Annotated in this window: 18 protein-coding genes; 13 read left to right on the forward strand and 5 right to left on the reverse strand. The window is 59.3% G+C overall.

Annotated elements, in window-relative coordinates; all coding sequences use genetic code 11:
- Positions 1–32 precede the first annotated feature (32 nt).
- Together htpG and V476_RS21250 are read left to right on the forward strand one after the other, a co-directional pair.
- On the forward strand, positions 33–1,940 hold the full coding sequence (gene htpG, locus V476_RS21245; RefSeq protein ID WP_003423593.1) for a molecular chaperone HtpG: 1,908 nt from the start codon (positions 33–35) through the stop codon (positions 1,938–1,940).
- A 90-nt stretch (positions 1,941–2,030) separates the two neighbouring features.
- Entirely contained in the window at positions 2,031–2,759 is a 729-nt protein-coding gene (locus V476_RS21250; RefSeq protein ID WP_003316567.1) for a dienelactone hydrolase family protein, read from the forward strand.
- 252 nt (positions 2,760–3,011) lie between these two features.
- Here the strand turns inward: V476_RS21250 and fabB are convergent, their stop codons facing one another.
- The 3 genes from fabB to V476_RS21270 all read right to left on the reverse strand — a co-directional run bounded on the left by fabB (position 3,012) and on the right by V476_RS21270 (position 6,920).
- The gene (fabB, locus tag V476_RS21255; RefSeq protein ID WP_003394585.1) at positions 3,012–4,235 is read right to left on the reverse strand and encodes a beta-ketoacyl-ACP synthase I; all 1,224 of its coding nucleotides are present in this window, start codon (positions 4,233–4,235) and stop codon (positions 3,012–3,014) included.
- Positions 4,236–4,245: 10 nt separating this feature from the next.
- The gene (gene fabA / locus V476_RS21260; protein WP_003316569.1) at positions 4,246–4,761 is read right to left on the reverse strand and encodes a 3-hydroxyacyl-[acyl-carrier-protein] dehydratase FabA; all 516 of its coding nucleotides are present in this window, start codon (positions 4,759–4,761) and stop codon (positions 4,246–4,248) included.
- A gap of 221 nt (positions 4,762–4,982) precedes the next feature.
- Positions 4,983–6,920: an ATP-binding protein gene (locus V476_RS21270; protein WP_016567777.1), complete on the reverse strand. Its 1,938-nt coding sequence runs from the start codon at positions 6,918–6,920 to the stop codon at positions 4,983–4,985.
- Positions 6,921–7,206: 286 nt separating this feature from the next.
- Between V476_RS21270 and V476_RS21275 the strand changes: the two genes are divergently transcribed.
- The 8 genes from V476_RS21275 to V476_RS21310 all read left to right on the forward strand — a co-directional run bounded on the left by V476_RS21275 (position 7,207) and on the right by V476_RS21310 (position 13,544).
- Positions 7,207–8,232: an NAD(P)H-dependent glycerol-3-phosphate dehydrogenase gene (locus V476_RS21275; protein ID WP_003316574.1), complete on the forward strand. Its 1,026-nt coding sequence runs from the start codon at positions 7,207–7,209 to the stop codon at positions 8,230–8,232.
- Between the two features lie 24 nt (positions 8,233–8,256).
- Positions 8,257–8,601 carry a DUF4389 domain-containing protein gene (locus tag V476_RS21280; protein WP_016567778.1) on the forward strand — a complete coding sequence of 115 codons (345 nt, stop codon included), beginning with the start codon at positions 8,257–8,259 and terminating at the stop codon, positions 8,599–8,601.
- Complete coding sequence (gene sixA, locus V476_RS21285; protein ID WP_024960480.1) at positions 8,598–9,053, forward strand: phosphohistidine phosphatase SixA; 456 nt, start codon at positions 8,598–8,600, stop codon at positions 9,051–9,053. Before V476_RS21280 ends, sixA begins: the two co-directional genes overlap by 4 nt.
- Positions 9,054–9,115: 62 nt before the next feature.
- Positions 9,116–9,559: a hotdog fold thioesterase gene (locus V476_RS21290; RefSeq protein ID WP_003343540.1), complete on the forward strand. Its 444-nt coding sequence runs from the start codon at positions 9,116–9,118 to the stop codon at positions 9,557–9,559.
- A 250-nt stretch (positions 9,560–9,809) separates the two neighbouring features.
- A complete protein-coding gene (locus V476_RS21295) occupies positions 9,810–10,619 on the forward strand; it encodes an alpha/beta fold hydrolase (RefSeq protein WP_024960481.1) in 810 nt (269 codons plus the stop codon).
- On the forward strand, positions 10,616–11,470 hold the full coding sequence (locus tag V476_RS21300; RefSeq protein ID WP_024960482.1) for an alpha/beta fold hydrolase: 855 nt from the start codon (positions 10,616–10,618) through the stop codon (positions 11,468–11,470). The genes V476_RS21295 and V476_RS21300 overlap by 4 nt, the downstream gene beginning before the upstream one ends.
- A 139-nt stretch (positions 11,471–11,609) precedes the next feature.
- The gene (locus V476_RS21305; protein WP_024960483.1) at positions 11,610–12,428 is read left to right on the forward strand and encodes a DUF4892 domain-containing protein; all 819 of its coding nucleotides are present in this window, start codon (positions 11,610–11,612) and stop codon (positions 12,426–12,428) included.
- A gap of 69 nt (positions 12,429–12,497) precedes the next feature.
- Positions 12,498–13,544 carry an AI-2E family transporter gene (locus V476_RS21310; RefSeq protein WP_003394617.1) on the forward strand — a complete coding sequence of 349 codons (1,047 nt, stop codon included), beginning with the start codon at positions 12,498–12,500 and terminating at the stop codon, positions 13,542–13,544.
- A gap of 8 nt (positions 13,545–13,552) precedes the next feature.
- Here V476_RS21310 and V476_RS21315 read toward each other — a convergent pair whose 3' ends face one another.
- Together V476_RS21315 and V476_RS21320 are read right to left on the reverse strand one after the other, a co-directional pair.
- Entirely contained in the window at positions 13,553–14,593 is a 1,041-nt protein-coding gene (locus tag V476_RS21315; protein ID WP_003423602.1) for a sensor histidine kinase, read from the reverse strand.
- Complete coding sequence (locus V476_RS21320; RefSeq protein WP_010426439.1) at positions 14,590–15,339, reverse strand: response regulator; 750 nt, start codon at positions 15,337–15,339, stop codon at positions 14,590–14,592. The genes V476_RS21315 and V476_RS21320 overlap by 4 nt, the downstream gene beginning before the upstream one ends.
- Positions 15,340–15,745: 406 nt before the next feature.
- Between V476_RS21320 and V476_RS21325 the strand changes: the two genes are divergently transcribed.
- From V476_RS21325 to V476_RS21335, 3 genes are all read left to right on the forward strand, one after another.
- Positions 15,746–17,824, forward strand: a complete 2,079-nt coding sequence (locus V476_RS21325; protein ID WP_024960484.1) for a hypothetical protein — start codon at positions 15,746–15,748, stop codon at positions 17,822–17,824.
- A gap of 297 nt (positions 17,825–18,121) precedes the next feature.
- Positions 18,122–20,320 carry an autotransporter outer membrane beta-barrel domain-containing protein gene (locus V476_RS21330; protein WP_024960485.1) on the forward strand — a complete coding sequence of 733 codons (2,199 nt, stop codon included), beginning with the start codon at positions 18,122–18,124 and terminating at the stop codon, positions 20,318–20,320.
- Between the two features lie 102 nt (positions 20,321–20,422).
- On the forward strand, positions 20,423–21,961 hold the full coding sequence (locus tag V476_RS21335) for a hypothetical protein (RefSeq protein ID WP_050428341.1): 1,539 nt from the start codon (positions 20,423–20,425) through the stop codon (positions 21,959–21,961).
- The last annotated feature ends 23 nt before the right edge of the window (positions 21,962–21,984 follow it).

Consider the following 21,984-nt stretch of genomic DNA (forward strand, 5'->3'; position numbering starts at 1 on the left):
GCTTATACCATCCAGATCGGAGTTTGATGATTATGAGTGTGGAAACTCAAAAGGAAACCCTGGGCTTCCAGACCGAGGTAAAGCAACTGCTGCACCTCATGATCCATTCGCTGTATTCCAACAAGGAAATTTTCCTTCGCGAATTGATCTCGAACGCGTCTGACGCGGTCGACAAATTGCGTTTTGAAGCGTTGTCCACGCCCGAGTTGCTGGAAGGCGGCGCGGAGCTGAAAATTCGTGTGAGCTTCGACAAGGACGCGAAGACCGTTACGCTTGAAGACAACGGCATCGGTATGAGCCGTGAAGACGTGATCACCCACCTTGGCACGATCGCCAAGTCCGGTACCGCCGATTTCATGAAAAACCTGTCCGGCGACCAGAAGAAGGACTCGCACCTGATCGGTCAGTTCGGCGTGGGCTTCTACTCGGCGTTCATCGTTGCCGATCAGGTCGAAGTGTTCAGCCGTCGTGCCGGCACGCCAGCGAGCGAAGGCGTGCACTGGTCTTCCAAGGGCGAAGGCGAGTTCGAAGTCGCCACCGTCGACAAGGCTGATCGTGGCACCCGTATTGTTCTGCACCTGAAAAACGGTGAAGAAGAGTTCGCTGACGGCTACCGCCTGCGCAACATCATCAAGAAATACTCCGACCATATTGCCTTGCCGATCGAGCTGCCCAAAGAGCAGCCTCCGGCAGCCGAAGGCGAGGAGGCTCCGGCGCTGGAGTGGGAAACCGTCAACCGCGCCAGCGCACTCTGGACCCGTCCGCGCACCGAGGTGAAGGACGAGGAGTACCAGGAATTCTACAAGCACGTCGCGCACGACTACGAGAACCCGCTGAGCTGGAGCCACAACAAGGTCGAAGGCAAGCTGGAATACACCTCGCTGCTGTACGTGCCTGCGCGTGCGCCGTTCGATCTGTATCAGCGTGAAGCACCGCGTGGTCTCAAGCTCTACGTGCAGCGCGTGTTTGTGATGGATCAGGCCGAGTCGTTCTTGCCGCTGTACATGCGCTTCGTCAAGGGCGTGGTCGACTCCAATGACCTGTCGCTGAACGTTTCCCGTGAAATTCTGCAGAAAGACCCGATCATCGACTCGATGAAGTCGGCGCTGACCAAGCGCGTGCTGGACATGCTGGAGAAGCTGGCGAAAAACGAGCCCGAGAAGTACAAGGGCTTCTGGAAAAACTTCGGTCAGGTCCTCAAGGAAGGTCCGGCAGAAGACTTCGCCAACAAGGAAAAAATCGCCGGTCTGCTGCGTTTCGCATCGACGTCCGACGACAGCGGCGAACAGAGCGTTTCTCTGGCCGAGTACCTGGCGCGTGCCAAGGAAGGTCAGGACAAGATTTACTACCTCACTGGCGAATCCTACGCACAGGTCAAGAACAGCCCGCACCTTGAGGTCTTCCGCAAGAAAGGCATCGAAGTGCTGTTGCTCACCGATCGTATCGACGAGTGGCTGATGAGCTACCTGAGCGACTTCGACGGCAAGGGCTTTGTGGATGTGGCGCGTGGTGACCTGGATCTGGGCAAGCTTGACTCCGAAGAGGACAAGAAGGCTCAGGAAGAGATCGCCAAGGACAAGGAAGGCCTGATCGAGCGCCTGAAAGCCGCGCTGGGTGAGTCGGTGAGCGAAGTGCGGGTTTCCCATCGTCTGACCGATTCGCCTGCGATTCTTGCCATTGGCGAGCAGGATATGGGTCTGCAAATGCGTCAGATTCTGGAAGCAAGCGGGCAGAAGGTGCCGGATTCCAAGCCTATCTTCGAATTCAACCCTGCGCACCCATTGATCAGCAAGCTCGATGCCGAACAGAGCGAAGACCGCTTCGGCGATCTGTCGCACATCCTGTTCGATCAGGCCGCGCTGGCCGCTGGTGACAGCCTCAAGGATCCGGCCGCTTACGTGCGCCGTCTGAACAAGTTGCTGGTAGAACTGTCGGTTTGATAGCCGGTTGACAAGAAACCCGCCTCGGCGGGTTTTTTGTTTCAGTTCCCGCGAAACGTCCTCCATCTCTCCAACGATCAGGAGTCAGTAATGAGCAGCAATATCGAAATTCGTTCTGTGGTCTATCAGATTGATGGTCAGCCTTATGAAAGCCGTCTGGTGTACGACACAAAAGCTACTGCTGCACAGCCGGGTCTGTTGATGGCGCCTAACTGGATGGGTGTCAGCAAGGGTGCCGAAGACATTGCCAAAGCGGTCGCAGCCGAGGGCTATGTAGTGTTGCTGGCTGACCTGTATGGTCAGCAGATTCGTCCAGGTAACAATGACGAGGCGGGCGCTGCCATGACGCCGCTCAAGAACGATCGCGGCCTGTTGCGCAAGCGTATGCAGGCAGGACTTGACCAGTTGTTGGGTCAGGGGGGGGCGTCTCTGGACTCAAGCAAAATCGCAACCTTCGGTTTCTGCTTCGGCGGCTGCTGCTCTCTGGAGCTTGCGCGTACCGGTGCCGAACTGAAAGCCGCGATCTCCTTCCACGGCACGCTGGACACACCCAACCCGGCTGACGCCAAAAACATCAAGGGCTCGGTGCTGGTCCTGCACGGTGCTTCTGACCCGTTAGTGCCGAAAGAGCAACTGCCGGCTTTCGAAGACGAGATGAACGCCGCTGGCGTGGACTGGCAACTGTACAGCTACGGCGGTGCATTCCACTCCTTCACCGATCCGCACGCCAACGTGCCGGGCATGATGATGTACGACGCCAAAGTATCGAGCCGCGCGTTCAAGTCGATGCATGATTTGCTGAAAGAAGTGTTCGGCTGAAGGAACAACGATCTTCCCCTAAGGCGTGCCGGATGACACTACCGTTCCGTGGGCATGCCGGTCCGGACGCTCTGCGTCCTCTTGCGACGCAGAGCGTCGTGAACTGCACTCCCACGCTGGGGCGTGAGGAGCGAGAGGTGTTCTGAAGATCCATCGTCCCCGCAGATATACCGAAGAGCACTAGCCACGTTTTTCCGACTCACAAAAAAGGCGCCTCGAAAGGCGCCTTCTTTGTTTGTGGCAAAAGCAGTATTACTTGCCCGCCCAGCGCTTCAAGACCAGCGTGGCGTTGGTGCCACCGAAACCGAAGCTGTTGCTCATGACCAGATCGAGCTTGGCGTCTTCCTTGGTTTTGAGCAGGATAGGCATGTCGGCAACCACCGGGTCCAGCTCTTCGATGTTGGCCGAACCTGCGATGAAGTTGTTCTCCATCATCAGCAGGCAGTAGATCGCTTCGTGGACACCTGCGGCGCCCAGCGAGTGCCCCGACAGGCTCTTAGTGGAGCTGATCGCCGGAGCGTTGGCGCCGAATACTTCGCGCACGCCTTCCATTTCCTTGGCGTCGCCGACCGGAGTCGAGGTGCCGTGGGTGTTGATGTAGTCAATGGCACCAGAGTCGATGTCGCCCAGCGCCATCTTCATGCAACGAATGGCACCTTCACCGCTGGGTGCGACCATGTCGTAGCCATCGGAGGTCGCGCCGTAGCCGACGATTTCTGCGTAGATCTTCGCGCCACGCGCCAATGCGTGTTCGAGTTCTTCGACAACCACCATGCCGCCACCACCAGCAATGACGAAACCGTCACGCTTGGCGTCGTAGGCACGCGAGGCTTTATCCGGCGTTTCGTTGTACTGGGTGGACAGTGCGCCCATCGCGTCGAACAGGAACGACTGGCTCCAGTGCTCTTCTTCGCCGCCACCGGCAAAGACGATGTCCTGTTTGCCCAGCTGGATCTGCTCGACAGCGTTGCCGATGCAGTGTGCGCTGGTGGCGCAGGCGGACGAGATGGAGTAGTTCACACCCTTGATCTTGAATGGTGTGGCTAGGCAGGCCGAAACGGTACTGCCCATCGTCCGCGTGACGCGGTAGGGGCCAACGCGCTTGACGCCTTTCTCACGCAAGGTATCCAGCGCTTCCATCTGGTTCAGGGTCGAGGCGCCGCCGCTGCCGGCGATCAGGCCGGTACGCACGTTGGAAACCTGCTCTTCGGTCAGGCCCGAATCGGTGATAGCGTCTTTCATCGCCAGGTAGGCATAGGCTGCCGCGTGGCCGACGAAGCGGAAGATCTTGCGATCGATCAGCTCTTCCAGATTCAGGTCGATGGAGCCGGAAACCTGGCTGCGCAGACCCATTTCGGCATATTCCGGGTTGAAGCGGATGCCAGGGCGGTTAGCACGCAGGTTAGCGGTGACGGTCTCTTTGTCATTGCCCAAGCAGGAAACAATACCCAGACCAGTGATAACGACGCGGCGCATGCGAGTACCCTTAGAAATTTTCAGTGGAAGTGAACACGCCGACCCGGAGGCCTTCGGCGGTATAGATTTCGCGACCGTCGACACTCACTGAGCCGTCGGCGATGGCCAGGTTCAGCTTGCCCTTAAGGACGCGCTTGATGTGGATGTTGTAAGTGACTTTCTTGGCGGTAGGCAGAACCTGACCGAAAAACTTCACTTCGCCTGAACCCAGGGCACGGCCACGGCCGGGATTGCCCTGCCAGCCAAGATAGAAGCCGACCAGCTGCCACATGGCGTCGAGGCCCAGGCATCCAGGCATGACCGGATCACCTTCGAAGTGGCAGGCAAAGAACCACAGGTCCGGATTGATATCCAGTTCGGCGACCAACTCACCCTTGCCGAACTTGCCGCCCTCATCGCTGATGTGCGTGATGCGATCAACCATCAGCATGTTGGGGGCGGGCAGTTGCGCATTACCTGGGCCGAACAGCTCGCCACGACTGCAGCGCAGCAGGTCTTCCCGGGTAAAGGCGTGTTGTTTGGTCATGCGAGCTCCTCAATAATCTTGTGCGGCAGGTTGTGGCGCCACTGGCCCGAACGCCAGTCCTGGCGCGCTAATTTCGCCAGGACCCTGTCCGGCAGCCTACTCATAGACTGTTGCGTTGTAATGAAAGTCACAGCGCAGGTGAAATCAAGGTACACCTGTACACTGAATTTTGTCATTCAGCCGATTTTGCTGGCCGATCTGGGTGCCAAGACTGCCGCAATTTAACATTTATCGCCAGTCACAGGTGCTTCAAAGGACAGCCAGCGCTGCAAAACCTGCTGTAAATCAGCATGTTTGAACGGTTTGGGCAGGTAATCATCCATCCCTGCCTGCAAACAGGCGTCCCGATCACCCTGTAACGCGTTGGCGGTCAGGGCAATGATTGGGATTCGCTCCAGCCCGGAAAGTTGCCTGATTCGACGGGTGGCCTCATAGCCGTCCATGACCGGCAGTCGGCAATCCATCAGAATCAACGCGTGATTGCCTGCGCTTGCCTTCGCCACTGCTTCGGCACCGTCGACAGCGATGTCGACCTCGCACCCCAGATTACGCAACATGGCCTGCACCACGGTGCGGTTCACCGGGTTGTCTTCGACCAGCAAGATGCTGCGCTCCCGGCCGTGTGAGTCGAGTGTCGACAGCGGCTTGGCAATAGCCACCGAAGCGTCGCGCGAGACGGGCAGGGGGATCTGCAGCGTGAATAATGAGCCGGACCCTTCCTCGCTCTCGGCGTGCAAGGTACCGCCCATGCGTTCGGCCAGAGTCCGCGCAATCGGCAGCCCCAGCCCCGTGCCGCCGTAACGTCTGGAAATAGAGCTGTCGGCCTGCTTGAACGCATCGAACATCGATTCCAGTCGCTCGGCGTCGATACCGATGCCGCTGTCCTGTACCGCACAGGTAAAGTGCAGCAGCTCATCGTCGAGCATTGCCCACCTGGCGTCGACGCAGACCTTGCCTTGCTCGGTGAATTTAAGCGCGTTGCCGATCAGGTTCACCAGAATCTGGCGAATGCGGGTCGGGTCGCCTATGACGTTCAAGGTCTCAAGGCCTGGCTGAATGTGCAGCTCCAGCAGCAGCGTGCGTTGCGCGGCGCTGTGGTTGAAGGCGTGGGTCGAGGCGCTGACCAGTTCCGCCAGGTTGAACGGTATGCCTTCCATCTGCAGGGCATCGCGCTCGATGCGGGAAAAGTCGAGGATATCGTTGATGACCCGCAGCAGATGCTCGGTGGATTCGGTCGCCAGCGTCGCATACTCGCTCTGCTCATGGGTCATGTGCGTGGTTTCCAGCAGCTGCAGCATGCCCAGTACACCGTTCATGGGCGTACGCAGCTCGTGACTCATCATGGCCAGAAAATCAGATTTGGCGCGGTTGGCCTGTTCGGCTTCTTCCCGGGTCTGGATCAGCTGTGCCACCGAGCGCTGCTGCTCGAGGCTGGCGCGGTGCAGGTTCTCTGCCAGGTTGTTGATGTGCCGCGCCAGCGCGCCCAGTTCGGCGTCGTCGCTGACCGGCATGGGCGTGTGGTAATCGCCCTGTTGAATCGCCTTGAGCGCTTCGCCCATATCACTGATGGGCCTGGACAGGCTCAAAGCCAGGCTACGCGCCAGCAGAAAGGCGAACAGCAAAGCGACCATCGCCAGGACGCCAGCCTTGAGCAGTATCTCCTGCTGACGTCGGCTGAATGCTTCGCTGGACATGCCCACCAGCACCCGCCCCAGATAACGCTGTGAAGCGCCCTGCGCGGGTTGGCTTTTTCCTGAGGCAGGCGAGCCGGGATTGCCGTGAATGGTGGTGCGCTGCGGCTGAACGGGTGCCAGGAACACTTCCATCTGCCGGGCCTGCTGCTCGTTGTCGCGCGGCTGGTCTATGTAGATCACGGCGGTATTGGAGCTGTCCTGAATTTCCACATAGCGAACGCTGGGCATGGACAGGGTGGCGCGCATCAGCGCCTTGAGCCCCTCGATATCACCCGTGGTCACGCCCGGCTCGACCGCGGTCGCCAGCTGATTGGCGATCAACTGCCCGGTGTGATTGAGCTCCTGACGCAGATCCTGAATACGCACGAAAGTAAAAAAGCTGATCAGCAAAGCCGTCAGCAACAGGGCAGGGCCAAGGCTGATGATCTGCGTGCGGGTATTGATGTCCCAGTGCCGAAACTTCATCGGCTGTGCGCCTCGCGCGCAAGGCACTGCTGAGGTTGTTCGATTGATGCGTCCATGCCTGTTTGCCCGGTGGTCGCGAATCGGTCTGGCTGCACAAGGCAAGGCCGGCCATCACGATGATTCATGCTGTGCGCGCATGTTAACCGAGATGGCGCGTGTTTCCAGCGAACTTGTTCGATTGATGCTGTCCTGACTGCTTAACGGATCAGCTTTGTCGCTAGCTGATAACGTGTTGCTCCGTATAATGATCACATCGCCACTTGAATGGCTCTGGATGGATAGTTTTATGACCACACAGCAACCCGTCGCGGTGCTTGGCGGTGGCAGCTTCGGTACGGCCATTGCCAATCTGCTGGCCGAGAACGGCCATCAGGTTCGTCAATGGATGCGTGATCCGGAGCAGGCTGAGGCCATTCGCGTCAATCGTGAAAACCCCCGTTACCTCAAGGGCATCAAGATTCGTCCTGAAGTCGAACCGGTCACCGACCTGACGGCGGTGCTCGACGCCAGTGAACTGATCTTCGTCGCCTTGCCATCAAGTGCCTTGCGCTCGGTGCTGTCGCCTCACGTCGAGCGCCTGAATGGCAAGATGCTGGTGAGCCTGACCAAGGGTATCGAAGCGCAGAGCTTCAAGCTGATGAGTCAGATCCTCGAAGAGATCGTCCCGCAAGCGCGTATCGGCGTGTTGTCCGGGCCCAATCTGGCGCGGGAAATCGCCGAGCATGCGTTGACCGCAACGGTGGTTGCCAGCGAAGACGAGGCGTTGTGTCAGGAGGTTCAGGCGGCATTGCACGGGCGCACCTTTCGCGTCTATGCCAGCAATGACCGGTTTGGCGTCGAGCTGGGCGGGGCACTGAAGAACGTTTACGCAATCATTGCCGGCATGGCGGTGGCGCTGGACATGGGCGAAAACACCAAGAGCATGCTGATCACCCGGGCGCTGGCGGAAATGACCCGTTTCGCGGTCAGCCAGGGTGCCAACCCGATGACCTTTCTCGGCCTGGCCGGGGTGGGCGATCTCATCGTCACCTGTTCCTCGCCGAAAAGCCGCAACTATCAGGTCGGGTTTGCCCTGGGCCAGGGGCTGACGCTGGAAGAAGCGGTCACACGCCTGGGCGAGGTGGCCGAGGGTGTGAACACCCTCAAGGTGCTCAAGGTCAAAGCGCAGGAAGTGCAGGTCTATATGCCATTGGTCGCCGGGCTGCACGCGATTCTTTTTGAAGGTCGTACGCTCAGCCAGGTAATCGAGGCGCTGATGCGGGCCGAGCCCAAGACGGACGTCGATTTCATTTCGATTACCGGCTTTAATTGAATTCAGTCTGATCAGGAGAAGGTCTTGAACGAGTCGAAAATCCAGCACAACGAATCGATCCTGCTGCGCATTCTGTGGATGCTGCTGTTTCTGGGCGTATGGCACGTTGCCCAGATCATTCTGGCGGGCGTGGTGCTGGTGCAACTGGTCTACCGCCTGATTTACGGTGCGCCGAATGGTGGCCTGATGAACTTCGGCGACAGCATCAGCCAGTACCTGGCGCAGATCGGTCGTTTCGGGACGTTTCACAGCGACCATAAGCCCTGGCCTTTTGGCGACTGGCCAGCACCGCGTGCGCCCGAAGGCGAGGTTCCTCATAATGTCCCGCCAGCGGTACAGCCGGTGCGCGATCAGGAACCAAAGCCATGAAGGTCTGGGTATTGCGTCATGGCGAAGCGCAGTCGCGGGCGCGCAGTGATGCGGAGCGCGAATTGACTGCACATGGGCGTGAGGAAGTGTTGAAAAGTGCGCTGCAACTGACTGACAAGCCCGTGCAACGGATCATCGCCAGCCCCTATGTGCGTGCACAACAGACTGCCGAGCTGGTGCGTCAGTCGTTGGCCTTCGATGGCTCGATCGTCACCGCACCCTGGCTTACACCCGACAGCAGCCCGCGTGAGGTGCTGGCGCAACTGGACAAGCTGGGTATCGATGAAGTGCTGCTGGTCAGCCATCAGCCTTTGGTGGGCGAGCTGATCGGGGTATTGGCACACGGCAGTCCGCGACAGGCCGAGCCGATGAGGACGGCCAGTCTTGCCGAGCTGGAAGGCGAGTTCGTAGTGGCAGGCGGGATGCGCCTCAACAGCGTCAGGCACGTCTGAACGGTCTGTACGCGCAATTAATAACCGCCGCGAATGCGGCTCTCCCGGGAAAAGGATTCAGCATGAGCATATGGCGTCAGGCTCCCGATATCGAAGCCCTTATGGCGGCTCAAAAAAACACCATTGGTGAAGTGCTGGACATTCGCTTCGAGTCTTTCACCGATGACTCCCTCACGGCCAGCATGGTGGTCGATCAACGTACCCACCAGCCTTTCGGACTGCTGCACGGCGGTGCCTCCGTGGTCCTGGCCGAGTCGCTGGGGTCAATGGCCAGTTACCTGATCGTCGACCCGAGCAAGTATTTCTGCGTCGGGCTGGAGGTCAACGCCAACCATTTGCGTGGTGTGCGTAGCGGGCGTGTCACCGGTGTGGTCAGGCCTGTGCACATAGGCCGGACCACTCATGTATGGGACATCCGCATCAGCAACGACGAAGGCAAGCCAAGCTGCATTTCACGCTTGACGGTGGCCGTCGTAGCGCATGGCAAAGAGCCTCCAGTCAATTGAGTGTTCTCAGCTATTAATCCCTCTGCTTAAGCCAAGGCTCTCTTCAGGCAGTCTTTTGGTTTTCAGGTCGCCTACATAAAGGCTTGTCTGGACCATTTCACCCAGGCTTTATAGGCCTTCATGCCGCTCCGACCGCCGTATCGGGTGATCCTGATGGCCGGAGTGACACCTGCGATGGCGGTTCCAGTCATTGCCGATCTGCGAAGCAACTTGGCACAATCGTGACTCGCCCGCTCATGGAAGTATTGGCATGTCGCAACCCGTGTTCTTTGCTCACGCCAATGGCTTCCCTTCGGCGACGTACAGCAAGCTGTTTTGCGCGCTGGCACCGGAATTTTCGGTGGCCCATCTTGAGCAACACGCCCATGATCCGCGTTTTCCGGTGGATGACAACTGGCTGAATCTGGTCGATGAGTTGCTTCACCATCTGCGCGAGCAGCCTGGCCCGGTGTGGGGGGTAGGGCACTCGCTCGGCGGCGTGTTGCATCTGCATGCCGCATTGCGCTGCCCGGAACTCTACCGGGGCGTGGTGATGCTCGATTCGCCGGTGCTGGGGCTGGCTGACCAGTTGTTCATACGCGCCGCCAAGCGCTTGGGCTTTATCGACCGCATCACGCCAGCGGGCCGTACCCTGGGCCGTCGTGAGGCGTTTGATGATCTGCCGTCGGCACGCGCCTACTTCGCTGGCAAGACCCTGTTCAGCCGCTTCGATCCCGACTGCCTGACCGCTTACCTGCAACATGGTCTGCGCGAGGACGGCGGGCAGTGGCGTCTGCGTTTCGACCCGGCGACCGAGATCAGCATCTACCGCAGCATCCCGCACACCAGCCCAGTGCCGTCACGGCAACTCAAGGTGCCACTCGCGATGGTGCGCGGCACACACAGCCGGGTGATCATGCCTCATCATGGCTATCTGGCCCGACGCATGCGCGAAGGCGAATACCTGTCCATGCCTGGAGGGCACATGTTTCCTCTTGAACGACCGGATGAAACCGCATTGCTGCTCAAGACGCTGCTGGCTCGCTGGGACGCACGCAGTGCCTCAAGGGTGACGGCGTGACGTTTGCCATGGAAGAGGTGCGTTTCAATCTGGGGCATATCGAACTGGCGGCTCATCTTTACGGCCCCGAAGACGGCCAGCCGGTGATTGCCGTGCATGGCTGGCTCGACAACGTCAACAGCTTTGCACGCCTGGCACCGCGACTGGAGGGCCTGCGCATCGTAGCGCTCGATCTGGCCGGGCATGGTCATTCACAGCATCGGCCTGCCGGGGCGTCCTATGCGCTGGCCGACTACGTGTTCGACGTGCTGCAGGTCGCCGAGCAATTGGGCTGGCAGCGCTTCGCCCTGATGGGCCACTCGCTGGGCGCGATCATTTCGGTATTGCTGGCCGGGTCGTTGCCGGAGCGGGTCACGCGGCTGGCCCTGATCGATGGTTTGATTCCCTTGACCGGCGACCCTGAATCCGCCGCCGGGCGGATGGGCTCCGCTCTGCAGGCGCAGCTCAGGCTGTCAGGCAAGAAAAAGCCGGTTTACGAGGATCAGCAACGTGCTGTTCAGGCGCGTATGAAAGGCGTGGTCCCGGTGAGTCGCGAGGCTGCCGAATTACTCGCCCAGCGCGGTCTGATGCCGGTACCCGGCGGCTATACCTGGCGCAGCGACAGCCGCCTGACGTTGCCATCTGCGATTCGTCTTACACATCAGCAGGCGATGTCTTTCGTAAACGCTATCCGTTGCCCGACGCAACTGCTGGTCGCTACAGGCGGCATGCTGGCGAAAAACCAACTCATGCTGTCCGGGCTGCCTTTCGACGTCGTGCAGCTTGAAGGCGGTCATCATCTGCACCTGAACGACGAGCAGGGTGCGAGCGCTGTTGCACACTGTATCAATCGCTTGTTCGCTGCTTCTTGACTTGAGCCCGGCAACTGTCGACGCTGGACGGGTTGAAACAGGAGTCAACCGTGATGGATCAATCCGCAGCCTCTGGTGACCGCCTCGCTGGCGATCTTTTATATTTTCGTTCCCTGCTTGCCTGCCAATGAGAGCACTCATGCGTTTATCAAGTGTTCCCGTTGTCGCCTTGTGCCTGTCGATGTTCAGCACTGTGCTCTGCGCCGCCGACGTAACAGGCAGCAGTGATCTGCAAATTCTGCCGCGTCTGGCCGATACGGAAATCGTCGATTATCGTCCGGCTGCCGAGCTCGAGCGGGTCTACCCCATGGGCTCGATCCGCAAGATCAGCGGCCAGTTGCGTTTTGATGGCCAGGTCAGTGCGCGCGGCAATCTGACGTCGATTACCTATCAATTACCTGCCGAGCGGACTTCCGACGACGCCTTCACCGCAGCTCGCGAATCCTTGCAGCAGCAAGGCGCCGAACTTCTGTTCTGGTGTCAGGCGCGCGACTGCGGAGAAAGCAGCCTGTGGGCCAACGAAGTGTTCGGCAACGCCAAACTGTATGGTGCGGATGACCGCCAGGCTTACCTTCTGTTGCGTCTGGCAGAACCGCGCAGTGACACCTTGGTAGCGCTTTACAGCATCACCCGTGGCAACCGCCGGGCCTACCTGCACGTCGAGCAGTTTGAATCCTCTGCGCCACTGGGCGAACTGCTGCCGACCTCTGCCACCTTGCTGCGCCAATTGCGCAGCACCGGCAAGCTGGAACTGCCCCGACTGAGCGGCGAACCGCAGGATGCCTGGGTTACTCTTGTTTCTCGCGCCTTGAACCTGGACAGCAGCCTGCGCGCCACCGTGTCCGGGCCCAGTGCCGGCGCCTGGCTTGACGCCCTGATCGCCAAAGGCGTTCGCGCGTCCCGGCTCGAGGCGGGCGTCACTGAAGGCAAGGGGCTCAAGATCGAGGTTATCCGCTAGAACAGTGATGGCGGACAGGCAGGTTCGCCATTATGCTCGCTTCCTCCGATCCTTTTTAGTGAATAGCGCATGTTCAACAATGACCGTCTGTTGGTGCAGATTCTGCTGTTGGCGCTGTTTGGTGCCTGTCTCTGGGTGATGGCGCCATTCTGGTCGGCGCTGGTCTGGGGCGCGGTACTGGCCTTCGCCAGCTGGCCGCTGATGCGTTTGCTGACCCGCTGGTTCAAGGGCCGTGAGTCGCTGGCTGCACTGGTGATGTGCCTGTGCTGGATGCTGCTGGTCGCGGCGCCGCTGGTGTGGCTGGGCTTCAATCTTGCCGACCATGTGCGTGACGCCACGGGCTTGATCAAGGACATTCAGGTCGACGGCTTGCCCGACCCACCGCAATGGCTGGCGGGTATTCCGCTGGTGGGCGAACGACTGGTCGCGCTGTGGACCACCATCGATCAGCAAGGCGCGGCGTTCATGGCGACGCTCAAGCCGCATCTGGGTCAGGTCGGTAACTGGATTCTGGCACGCAGTGCGCAGATCGGCAGCGGGATTCTGGAACTGACCCTGAGCATCGTCTTCGCCTTCTTCTTCTACAGGGACGGTCCGCGCCTGGCCGCCTTCGTGCTCAGCCTGCTGGAACGCCTGATCGGCGAGCGCGCCCAGTATTATCTGGATCTGGTCGCTGGCACAGTGCAGCGCGTGGTCAACGGCGTCATCGGCACAGCAGCGGCCCAGGCGGTACTGGCGCTGATCGGCTTCCTGATCGCGGGTATTCCCGGCGCGTTGGTGCTGGGTATTCTGACTTTTCTGTTCAGTCTGATCCCGATGGGCCCGCCCTTGGTCTGGTTGCCTGCCACTGCCTGGCTGGTCTGGCAGGGCGAGTACGGCATGGCGATATTTCTGGGCATCTGGGGGATGTTCATCATCAGTGGCGTGGACAACGTGCTCAAGCCATACCTGATCAGCAGGGGCGGCAATCTGCCGCTGGTGATTGTCTTGTTGGGTGTGTTCGGCGGATTGCTGGCATTCGGTTTCATCGGCCTGTTCATCGGCCCGACGCTTCTGGCAGTCGCTTATAGCCTGTTGACCGATTGGGTCGGCAGCGAGCGGGCGCGTCCCCGCTAGCGGGCGGGCTATGCAGTCGCTCTGCGTCGTGGCAGATCGAGGATTGCCGTCAGGCCGCCGCCTGGCGTTTGCGTGAGCGATAGCTCGCCGCCGATGCGCCGCGCGGCTTCCCGCGCAATGCTCATACCCATGCCGATTCCGCCGGAGTTGCGGTTGCGAGAACCTTCCAGACGGTAGAACGGTTCGAATACTGTCTCGTGAAACTCGGGCGCAATCCCCGGTCCGTGATCAACGACCGATATGCGCACGTGATCGGCGCTGTCCTCAATCACAATACGCGCGCTACCAGCGTAACGCAGAGCGTTGTCGACCAGATTCTGCAGGCACGAGCGCAGCGCCATCGGCTGCGTCTTGAGCGGTTTGCACTGGCCTTCGTACTGCACGTCGTCGCCATTGTCCTGGGCATTCTCGGCCTGCGATTCGATCAGCGCCTGCAGGTCGAATTGCTGCAGGCCTTCGCTGCGCCGGTGCTCATTGAGGTAGGCGAGGGTGGCGTCGAGCATGCTGATCATGTCATTGAGATCCTGAGTCATCTGGCCATGCAGCCTGGGCTCTTCGATCTGTTCGACACGCAGCTTGAGCCGTGAAAGGGGCGTGCGCAGGTCGTGGGATACCGCAGCCAGCATGCGCCCGCGCTGCTGCATCTGTTCGCGGATCTTGCGCTGCATAAGATTGAACGTCTGCGCAGCCTGTCGGGCTTCCTGCGGGCCGCTGATTTCCAGTGGCGGGCTGTCGAGGTCTTCACTCAGGCGCTCGGCTGCTTCGCTCAGACTCTGCACGGGACGGCTGAGGGCCTTGGCACCGTACCACGCGGCAATGATCAGGGTGATGAACTGGAAGAACAGCAATATCAGCGGACCGCCGAGCATCGGCGGTCTGTGCATGGGCCGCTGATCGAATTGCCCATGCTCGGTGTTGGACGCGGTAGGTGGCGGCGGGCGCATGCCGTACTGCGTGAACCAGATGAAGGCCAGCAGGTGCGCCAACAGAATAGCCAACAGAGCGCCACCAAACAGTCGCGCAAACAGCGTGTCGAATCTGCGGATCAACCCAGCTCCCTGGCATCGAACAGATAGCCTTCACCGCGCACGGTCTTGATCAGTTGTGGATTTTTCGGATCATCGCCGAGCTTCTGGCGCAGACGCGAGACCAGCAAATCGATACTGCGGTCAAACGCCTCGATTGAGCGGCCGCGGGCAGCATCGAGCAACTGCTCGCGGCTCAGCACCCGGTGCGGCCGTTCGAGAAACACACGTAACAGACGAAACTCGGCGTTGGACAGCGGCACCACCAGGCCATCGGCGGCGGTCAACTGGCGCAGGACGCTGTTCAGGCGCCACGCGTCAAAACGAATGGTGGTGCGCTGATCACTGCGTTCGTCGCGGACCCGGCGCAGAATGGTCTGGATGCGCGCGACCAGTTCACGCGGCTCGAACGGCTTGGCCATGTAATCGTCGGCACCCAGTTCCAGACCGATGATCCGGTCAGTCGGTTCGCAGCGTGCGGTCAGCATCAGAATCGGGATGTCCGACGTGCTGCGCAGCCAGCGGCACAGTGACAGCCCGTCTTCACCGGGCAGCATCAGGTCCAGCACCACCACGTCGAAGGTTTCCGCGGTCAGCGCCTGACGCATCTGTGTGCCGTCGGTGACGCCACTGGCGTTGATATTGAAGCGCGTCAGGTAGTCGCAGAGCAGTTCGCGAATGGCCACATCGTCATCGACGATCAGCGCACGAACGCTCCAGCGCTGATCGGTCGATGTGGCATCCAGGGAGGTATCGGGAAGTGCTTGCATAATGCGTCTGTCGCCTGCTTGTGCCGCCATGGACTGGCCGCTGTTGAAGATCAGCGCTGCCCCTCATGCTACTTCGCCGGGAAGCTCGGCGGTAGGGTGGCGTGATCGAATGTCGGGCGCATGTCATAAATGTATCGAGATTGATACGAGCGCCTGTCGAGCGTGCCTTGCAAAGCGCACCCCTGGTACTAATGACAGTATCCAGCGTCGCGCGACTACCGTTTAATCGAAGGGGCTACCGGCCTGGATGGCTGGTTCTGGCAGACAAACTTTTGTCGAGACGGCCAGGGTTTGTTGCCGTTGTATCGGCTCGCGATGCAACGGCAACAGACCCTGGGTGCATGATCAATCCGCCCGTACGTTTTCTGCATAAACAGGGCGGCAATCGGATAGCAAAGGAGTGCTGATGATGGTCGATTCAAAAACAACAGCAACGTTAGATGACAAACAAAAAGCGCGTATCGCCTACCGGCTGGCGCGCAGTCAACGCGGTTCAGGGATCGACGCAGACCTTGCCCCTGCACAGGTGGCGGGCATTGTGGACCCGGCCGATGGAACGCTGAACAAGGATGTCCTGGCTGGCGAATTTCTCAAGGTCACCCTGCCTCAGTGGGCAGGACTGGTCACTGACCCGGGCGACTCCGATACTTTTTTCATCGATTGGGCTATCGGTGCAGCGGCGGATAACGACGCGTTTAAAGAAGTGTTTAGCGATACCGTTACCGCACCGGTTGATCCTGACACCTTTCCAATGGTGATCGATATTCCGCTGAGTAGTTTAATGCAAGGCTTGGCAAAACCTGCAGACGGTGCTTACAGTTTGCGCTACCGGATCAGGCAACCGAATGATCAAGAGACCATCAGCCCGTCGATCGACCTGATCGTCGATACCACGCCGCCGGGCGAGCATCTTGAGCCTGAGCAGATGGTTCTGGCTACAGATCAGTTGACCCAGGCGTTTCTGGATGCAAACCCGGGCGGTCTGGTCGGCACGCTGCCTGACTATGACAACTGGAAACCCCGCGACAAGGTAGCCTTCTACTGGGTTGGCACGCCGTTGCCAGAGAGTGCTGAAGAACTGCCGGATCCGGTTGGTGTCGTTGAACTGACCAGCCCGACGAATAATACGGTGACATTCCCCGTTTCGGCCATTGAAGCGTCCAGGGACGAGCCCTACTACGCCATTTACATTCTGGTCGACAAAGCCACCAATCGCACTTCGCTTTCCAGCCCAAAACGCATCGACGTGGCGCTGGGGCTATTGCCCGACAACTTGAAAGAGCCCGTCGTGCCCTTGGCACAGCCTCCAGAAAAGTTGATTAACCTGCCTGATGCGAGACTTGGGGTCGAGGTGTTGATCGAGTCGTTCGATAACTGGAAGGCGGCCGACCGTACCGAAGTCACTTGGGGTACTGAGGTGCTTCGACCTGACGAAGTCGGCAGCTCTCCAGATTTTCCGATTTCGATCAGAGTCCCTGATCTGGTTCTGCAGGGGCAATACAATCAAGCGAACGGCGGCGACCAGCCCACCGCTGTGAGTTATCGAATCCTGCGTGGTGTCGTTCCGTCCGAAGTGAAAAGCATCAGCGTCAATGTCAATTTCGCCACTATCGGCCCTGACCCTATAACCGGCCCTGGGTGGCCTGATCCAGTCAACGGCGCATTACTGCCGGTCGAGGTCCGTGGCCAGACGTCCAATTTAGTGAACATCCTGACAGCTGCGGACTATAACCAGCCTGCCAAGGTCAGTTTCAATTTGTATCAAAAACTTCAAGCGGGAGAAATTATCGATTTCTACTGGGGCACGAGCCATGTAGCAGAGGCGCAATACACCGTGACTGTTTCTGACACGGCAGGCTCCGCGCGTGAGGTTGAAATACCCTGGAGTTACATTGATCATGAAGGCAATCGCGATGACTTGCCGGTTCATTACCGCATCCATGCGCCCGATTCAGAAAACACGCAACACTCGCCGGACACTCTGGTCCAGGTAAATGCCATTGTCATCATCCCGGAAGCCCCGGTTTTCGAGGGCACCAGTCCTAATGGCTGGCTGAATTGCGATTCACTCTTCGCCGACGGCATCGAAAATCCGGGGGAGGGTGAACCAGGTATACGGGTCCGCGTTCCGGATCTTTCGAAATATCTGTCGGACAATGAAACCGTCACTTTGCACTGGTATGGCTCCGAGGGATCTAAGGGCGACGCGCCTATTTACGGCACCGAAAAAGACGAGGTTATCGTGCTGGGAGGCAGCCATCCGGCCACCGGTTTCATCTGGCTGGTCACGCCCTACGATAAACACATTCTGCCTATCTACAATCCTTCAGGCAGCAGCCCAAACGGGAGCGCGAGGATCAGGTACTCCTTCAGCATGGGAGGCGAAACCATTACCTCGCTGGAAACCACCGCCCGGGTAGGGATGTACGACGCAAACGGGTCTTGTCCTATCGTGCTCAAAACAGGTCAACCAACGGAAAACTAAGGAGGGTCACCGGCAGACGGTGCCTGCGGCCTGCCGCAGTCACCCTGCCGGGTATAAGCAGACTCAGGTTGCTCCCAAACGGTTTAGGAAGGCCGACGCGTACCGGGTCATGTCACCTACGCTTATCGGTGTTTTCCCCGACGATCATCTGCTGTCAGAACCTCCCTACTGTTATCTAGGAAGCGTCCTACAGAGCATTCAGTTGGATCCCGCTAGTCTTGCGGCCTCCCTCCCGAGGCCGCTTTCGGGCAGTCGTCACGGGGTTCAACCTGGTTTACCTCAAGGTAATGCATCCTCATGAATGCTCCCTTCGTGCTGCGTCCGCTTTCATGGACACTAAAGACCGTTATTTTTCTTTCTCCCTTGCTGACCGGTAGTCATGCGCTTGCGCAAATCCTTGTCGATACGCCGCAGACCATCGATGCAACAGGCCCGCTGGACAGCTATCGGGTTGTCAGCACCGGGAATCTGACCGCCAACGGCGCGACCACCCTGCAAATATCCACGATCACCGGAGCCAAGCTGACGCTTACTGGCAGTCAGGTCAGTGGGGGGACAAGCTCTTCAGCCGTCTCGTTGACCGGGGCAGATGCGTTGATCGTCGGTAGCGTCCTGACAGGCGGCGCGGATGGCCTGGGGATGGGCAATGAAAGTTCGCAACTGGTCGGCTCCACGGCCACCGTCAACGGCAGCACGATCACCGCCACCAATCGCGGAATAAATGCCGGCTCGCTCAGCAACCTGACCCTGGAAGGTACTTCAGTAACGGCCACTGGCACCAATGGCAGAGGTATGGAGATGTGGGACTCCACGGTGAAGGCGTCCGGCAGCACCATTACCGGGCAGCAATATGGCGTGCGCTTGCGCGCTGACCCGGCCGTGCCCTCAAGCAATCTGCTGGTCCTTGAAGGAACCCGGGTCGAAGGTATCACCGGGTCAGCGCTGATCGTCGGAACGCCCACCGGCGCGCCCGCGACTGCCGATATCCAGGTCAACAATGGTTCTACGCTGACTGGCGGCAATGGCAAGATACTGGAGTTGATCGACGGTTCAACGGCGCACATGACCGTGGACAACAGCCATCTGCAGGGCGATGTATCGGCGGGTGAGGGCAGTACCGCCAGCCTGTCACTGCAAAATAATGCGACCCTGACCGGGCGCCTGGAGAACGTATCCAGCCTGTCGCTCAGTAGCCAGGGCCAGTGGGTGATGGTCGAGAATGGTCAGGTGAATGAACTGTCCATGAACGGCGGCTCGGTCAGGTTTGGCGACGCGGCCGCGTTTTACACCTTGTCACTCGCAAGCCTGTCAGGGAGCGGCACCTTCATGATGGATGTGGATTTCGGTGGCCAGGCCACTGACTTTCTTGACATCACGGGCAACGCGACCGGCAGTCATACCTTGCTTATTGGCAGCACGGGTGTCGATCCGCTCAGCGATACCAGCTTGCACGTCGTGCATGCGGCAGCCGGCGATGCCAGCTTTTCGCTCGCAGGCGGCGCAGTGGATCTGGGCGCCTGGTCCTATGACCTGATCAAGCAGGGCGACAACGACTGGTATCTGGATACCACCACTCGCACCATCAGTCCCGCGGCACAAACTGTCATGGCGTTGTTCAACACGGTGCCGACAGTCTGGTACGGGGAGTTGACGACGCTACGTTCGCGCATGGGCGAGTTGCGCATGGACCAGGCCCGTTCCGGTGGCTGGATACGTACCTACGGCAACAAATTCAATGTCGCCGACGCCTCAGGCTTCGGATATCAGCAGGTTCAGAGCGGTGTCGCGCTCGGCGCAGATGGCAAGCTGCCTATGGGGTCTGGGCAATGGCTGGCAGGTGTGATGATCGGGCAGAGTACGTCCGACCTCAGTCTGGATCACGGTGCCAGTGGCAAGGTCGACAGCTACTCGCTGGGCGCTTACAGCACCTGGCTGGACAGCGAGAGCGGCTATTACGTCGATGGCGTGATCAAGCTCAATCAGTTCAAGAACAAGGCCAGAGTCAATCTCAGCGATGGTTCCCGCGCGCGCGGCAACTACGACAATCTGGGGGTTGGCGCGTCGCTGGAGCTGGGTCGGCACATCAAGCTGGACAACGGTTATTTTCTCGAACCCTATACCCAGCTGGCGGGCCTGGTCGTTCAGGGCAAGGACTACGCACTGGACAACGGTATGCGTGCCGAAGGTGACCGCAGCCGGTCGCTGCTCGGCAAGGTCGGTACGACAGCGGGGCGCAGTTTCGACCTGGGCAAAGGACGTACGCTGCAACCTTATGTGCGGGTGGCCGTTGCTCACGAGTTCGTCAACAGGAACGAGGTCAAGGTCAATGATAACGTGTTCAACAACGACCTCTCCGGTTCCCGTGGCGAGTTGGGGGCGGGTGTTTCGGTGTCGCTTTCTGACAACCTGCAGTTGCATGCTGATTTCGATTACAGCAATGGCGATGCCATCGAGCAGCCGTGGGGTGCCAGTGTGGGCTTGCGTTACAGTTGGTAGCGACAGCGAAGCGGGGCGGATAATGTTTGATCGCTGGCGCTGATGCGCCAACGGTCCTATCACTTGTGCCAGTATCCGCAGAAAAAAACAGGGTGTTAACTGATGGGCATGGCGGTCGGCAAACGGGTCGGCCACCGCTTCATTGTGCTGGAGGCCCGGCTCATGCCTGTGATTTCAAAGTGGCTCGAACGGATCAGAATCCTGTTCAGGCCGGCTTCAAGGCGCAAGAGCAGTTTACTTGCGCCGCCCATCATCGCCGAACTCCTTCCTGATGTACCCGGCGGTGAGCCCAATTTGCTTCCCAGCAGTGCCTGGCTCGCCCCATTGCGGGTCGATTTTCCCATGTGGCAGAACTCCGGGCCCTCGCCGGGCGATCCCGAGTATCTGCGCGTTTACTGGAATGACATGCTGCTGGAGGAGAAGATCTGGACCGAACCTGTGCAGTCCGCCGATCTGTTCAGCATGATCGCGCAGCAATACCTTATCGAAGGCCAGCATCGACTCCGTTATAGCGTCGAGACCGCCAATCAGGTGCAGACCGAATCCGAAACACTGGTCTTTGTCATTGATAAAACGGCACCGGTATTCGAAGACGAAGGGGCGCTGATTTTTCCGGAAGAAATCATCAGTGACGGTCTCACGGCGGCCTGGCTGGACACTCATGGCGATACCCTGCTGGCCGAGGTGCCTGCCTATTTTTCGCCGAGCCCAGGGGACATCATTACCTGGTACTGGAGCAGCACGCCGACGGGGTCGGAGCACACCGGAACCTTGACGCTTGAAGCGTCCGATATCGGTAGCGCAATCAATATCGCCTTCGGCAGGCAACTGATTCTCGAGAGCGGCGATGGCATTCGCTATGCGTCCTACAGACTGAAGGATCGTTCCGGCAATGCCGGGCCTCGGGCGCTGGCTGTTACGCTGCTGGTGTGCGCTCAGCCAGTCCCGCGTGTGTTACCGCCCCCGAGGGTTCAGGAGGCCGCAGGCTCGGCAAGCACCAGCAGGCTTGATCCGGTAGATGCCTTTCAGGGCACGACGGTATCGATACCTGAGGATGCAGTGATCTTTCCCGGTGAGACCGTCCGCGTTCAATGGGCCGAGCCAGGCAGTGTGGGCTCCTTTCTTACGGAAATCGCAGACTCGAGACTGTTCAGCGTTCCTCCGACACAAATTGCCCAGCATTTCGGCAAGTCAATCCCGGTGTACTACGAGGTGTTCGAAAAAAGCGCCGACTCACCACATATTTCCGACCGGCATACGCTGAGTATCATGGGCATGACAGGCTTTCCAGTCGTGCAATGTGACAAAGTATCCGGGGGGCGTCTGAGCCTGCATGACATTGCCGAGGGCGGGTACGCGCGGTTCACGCTCGACAGTTGGTCATTCATGGGCACTGACCAGTTTGTCAGCGTTGAGGTGCATGGCTTAAGCAGCGCTGATAATGCTTTGCTAGTGGTCAGCGTGCTCGACGAGCACCCGGTGCCGGTAGTGGACGATGAAATCGATGCCGGTCACATCAGCAAAACGGATTTGAACAGATTTATGATCGGCACTCAGCTGGATGTACGAGTGCGGGTGAGTTTCGATCAGACGCTCTCCTGGCAGCCTTTCCCTTCACTGAGAGCGACGTTGTACGCCTGAGAAGGTCATGGACCGCCAGGTCG

Origin of the sequence: Pseudomonas syringae KCTC 12500 (genome assembly GCF_000507185.2) — a bacterium.
In the GTDB taxonomy this organism is placed as follows: domain Bacteria; phylum Pseudomonadota; class Gammaproteobacteria; order Pseudomonadales; family Pseudomonadaceae; genus Aquipseudomonas; species Aquipseudomonas syringae.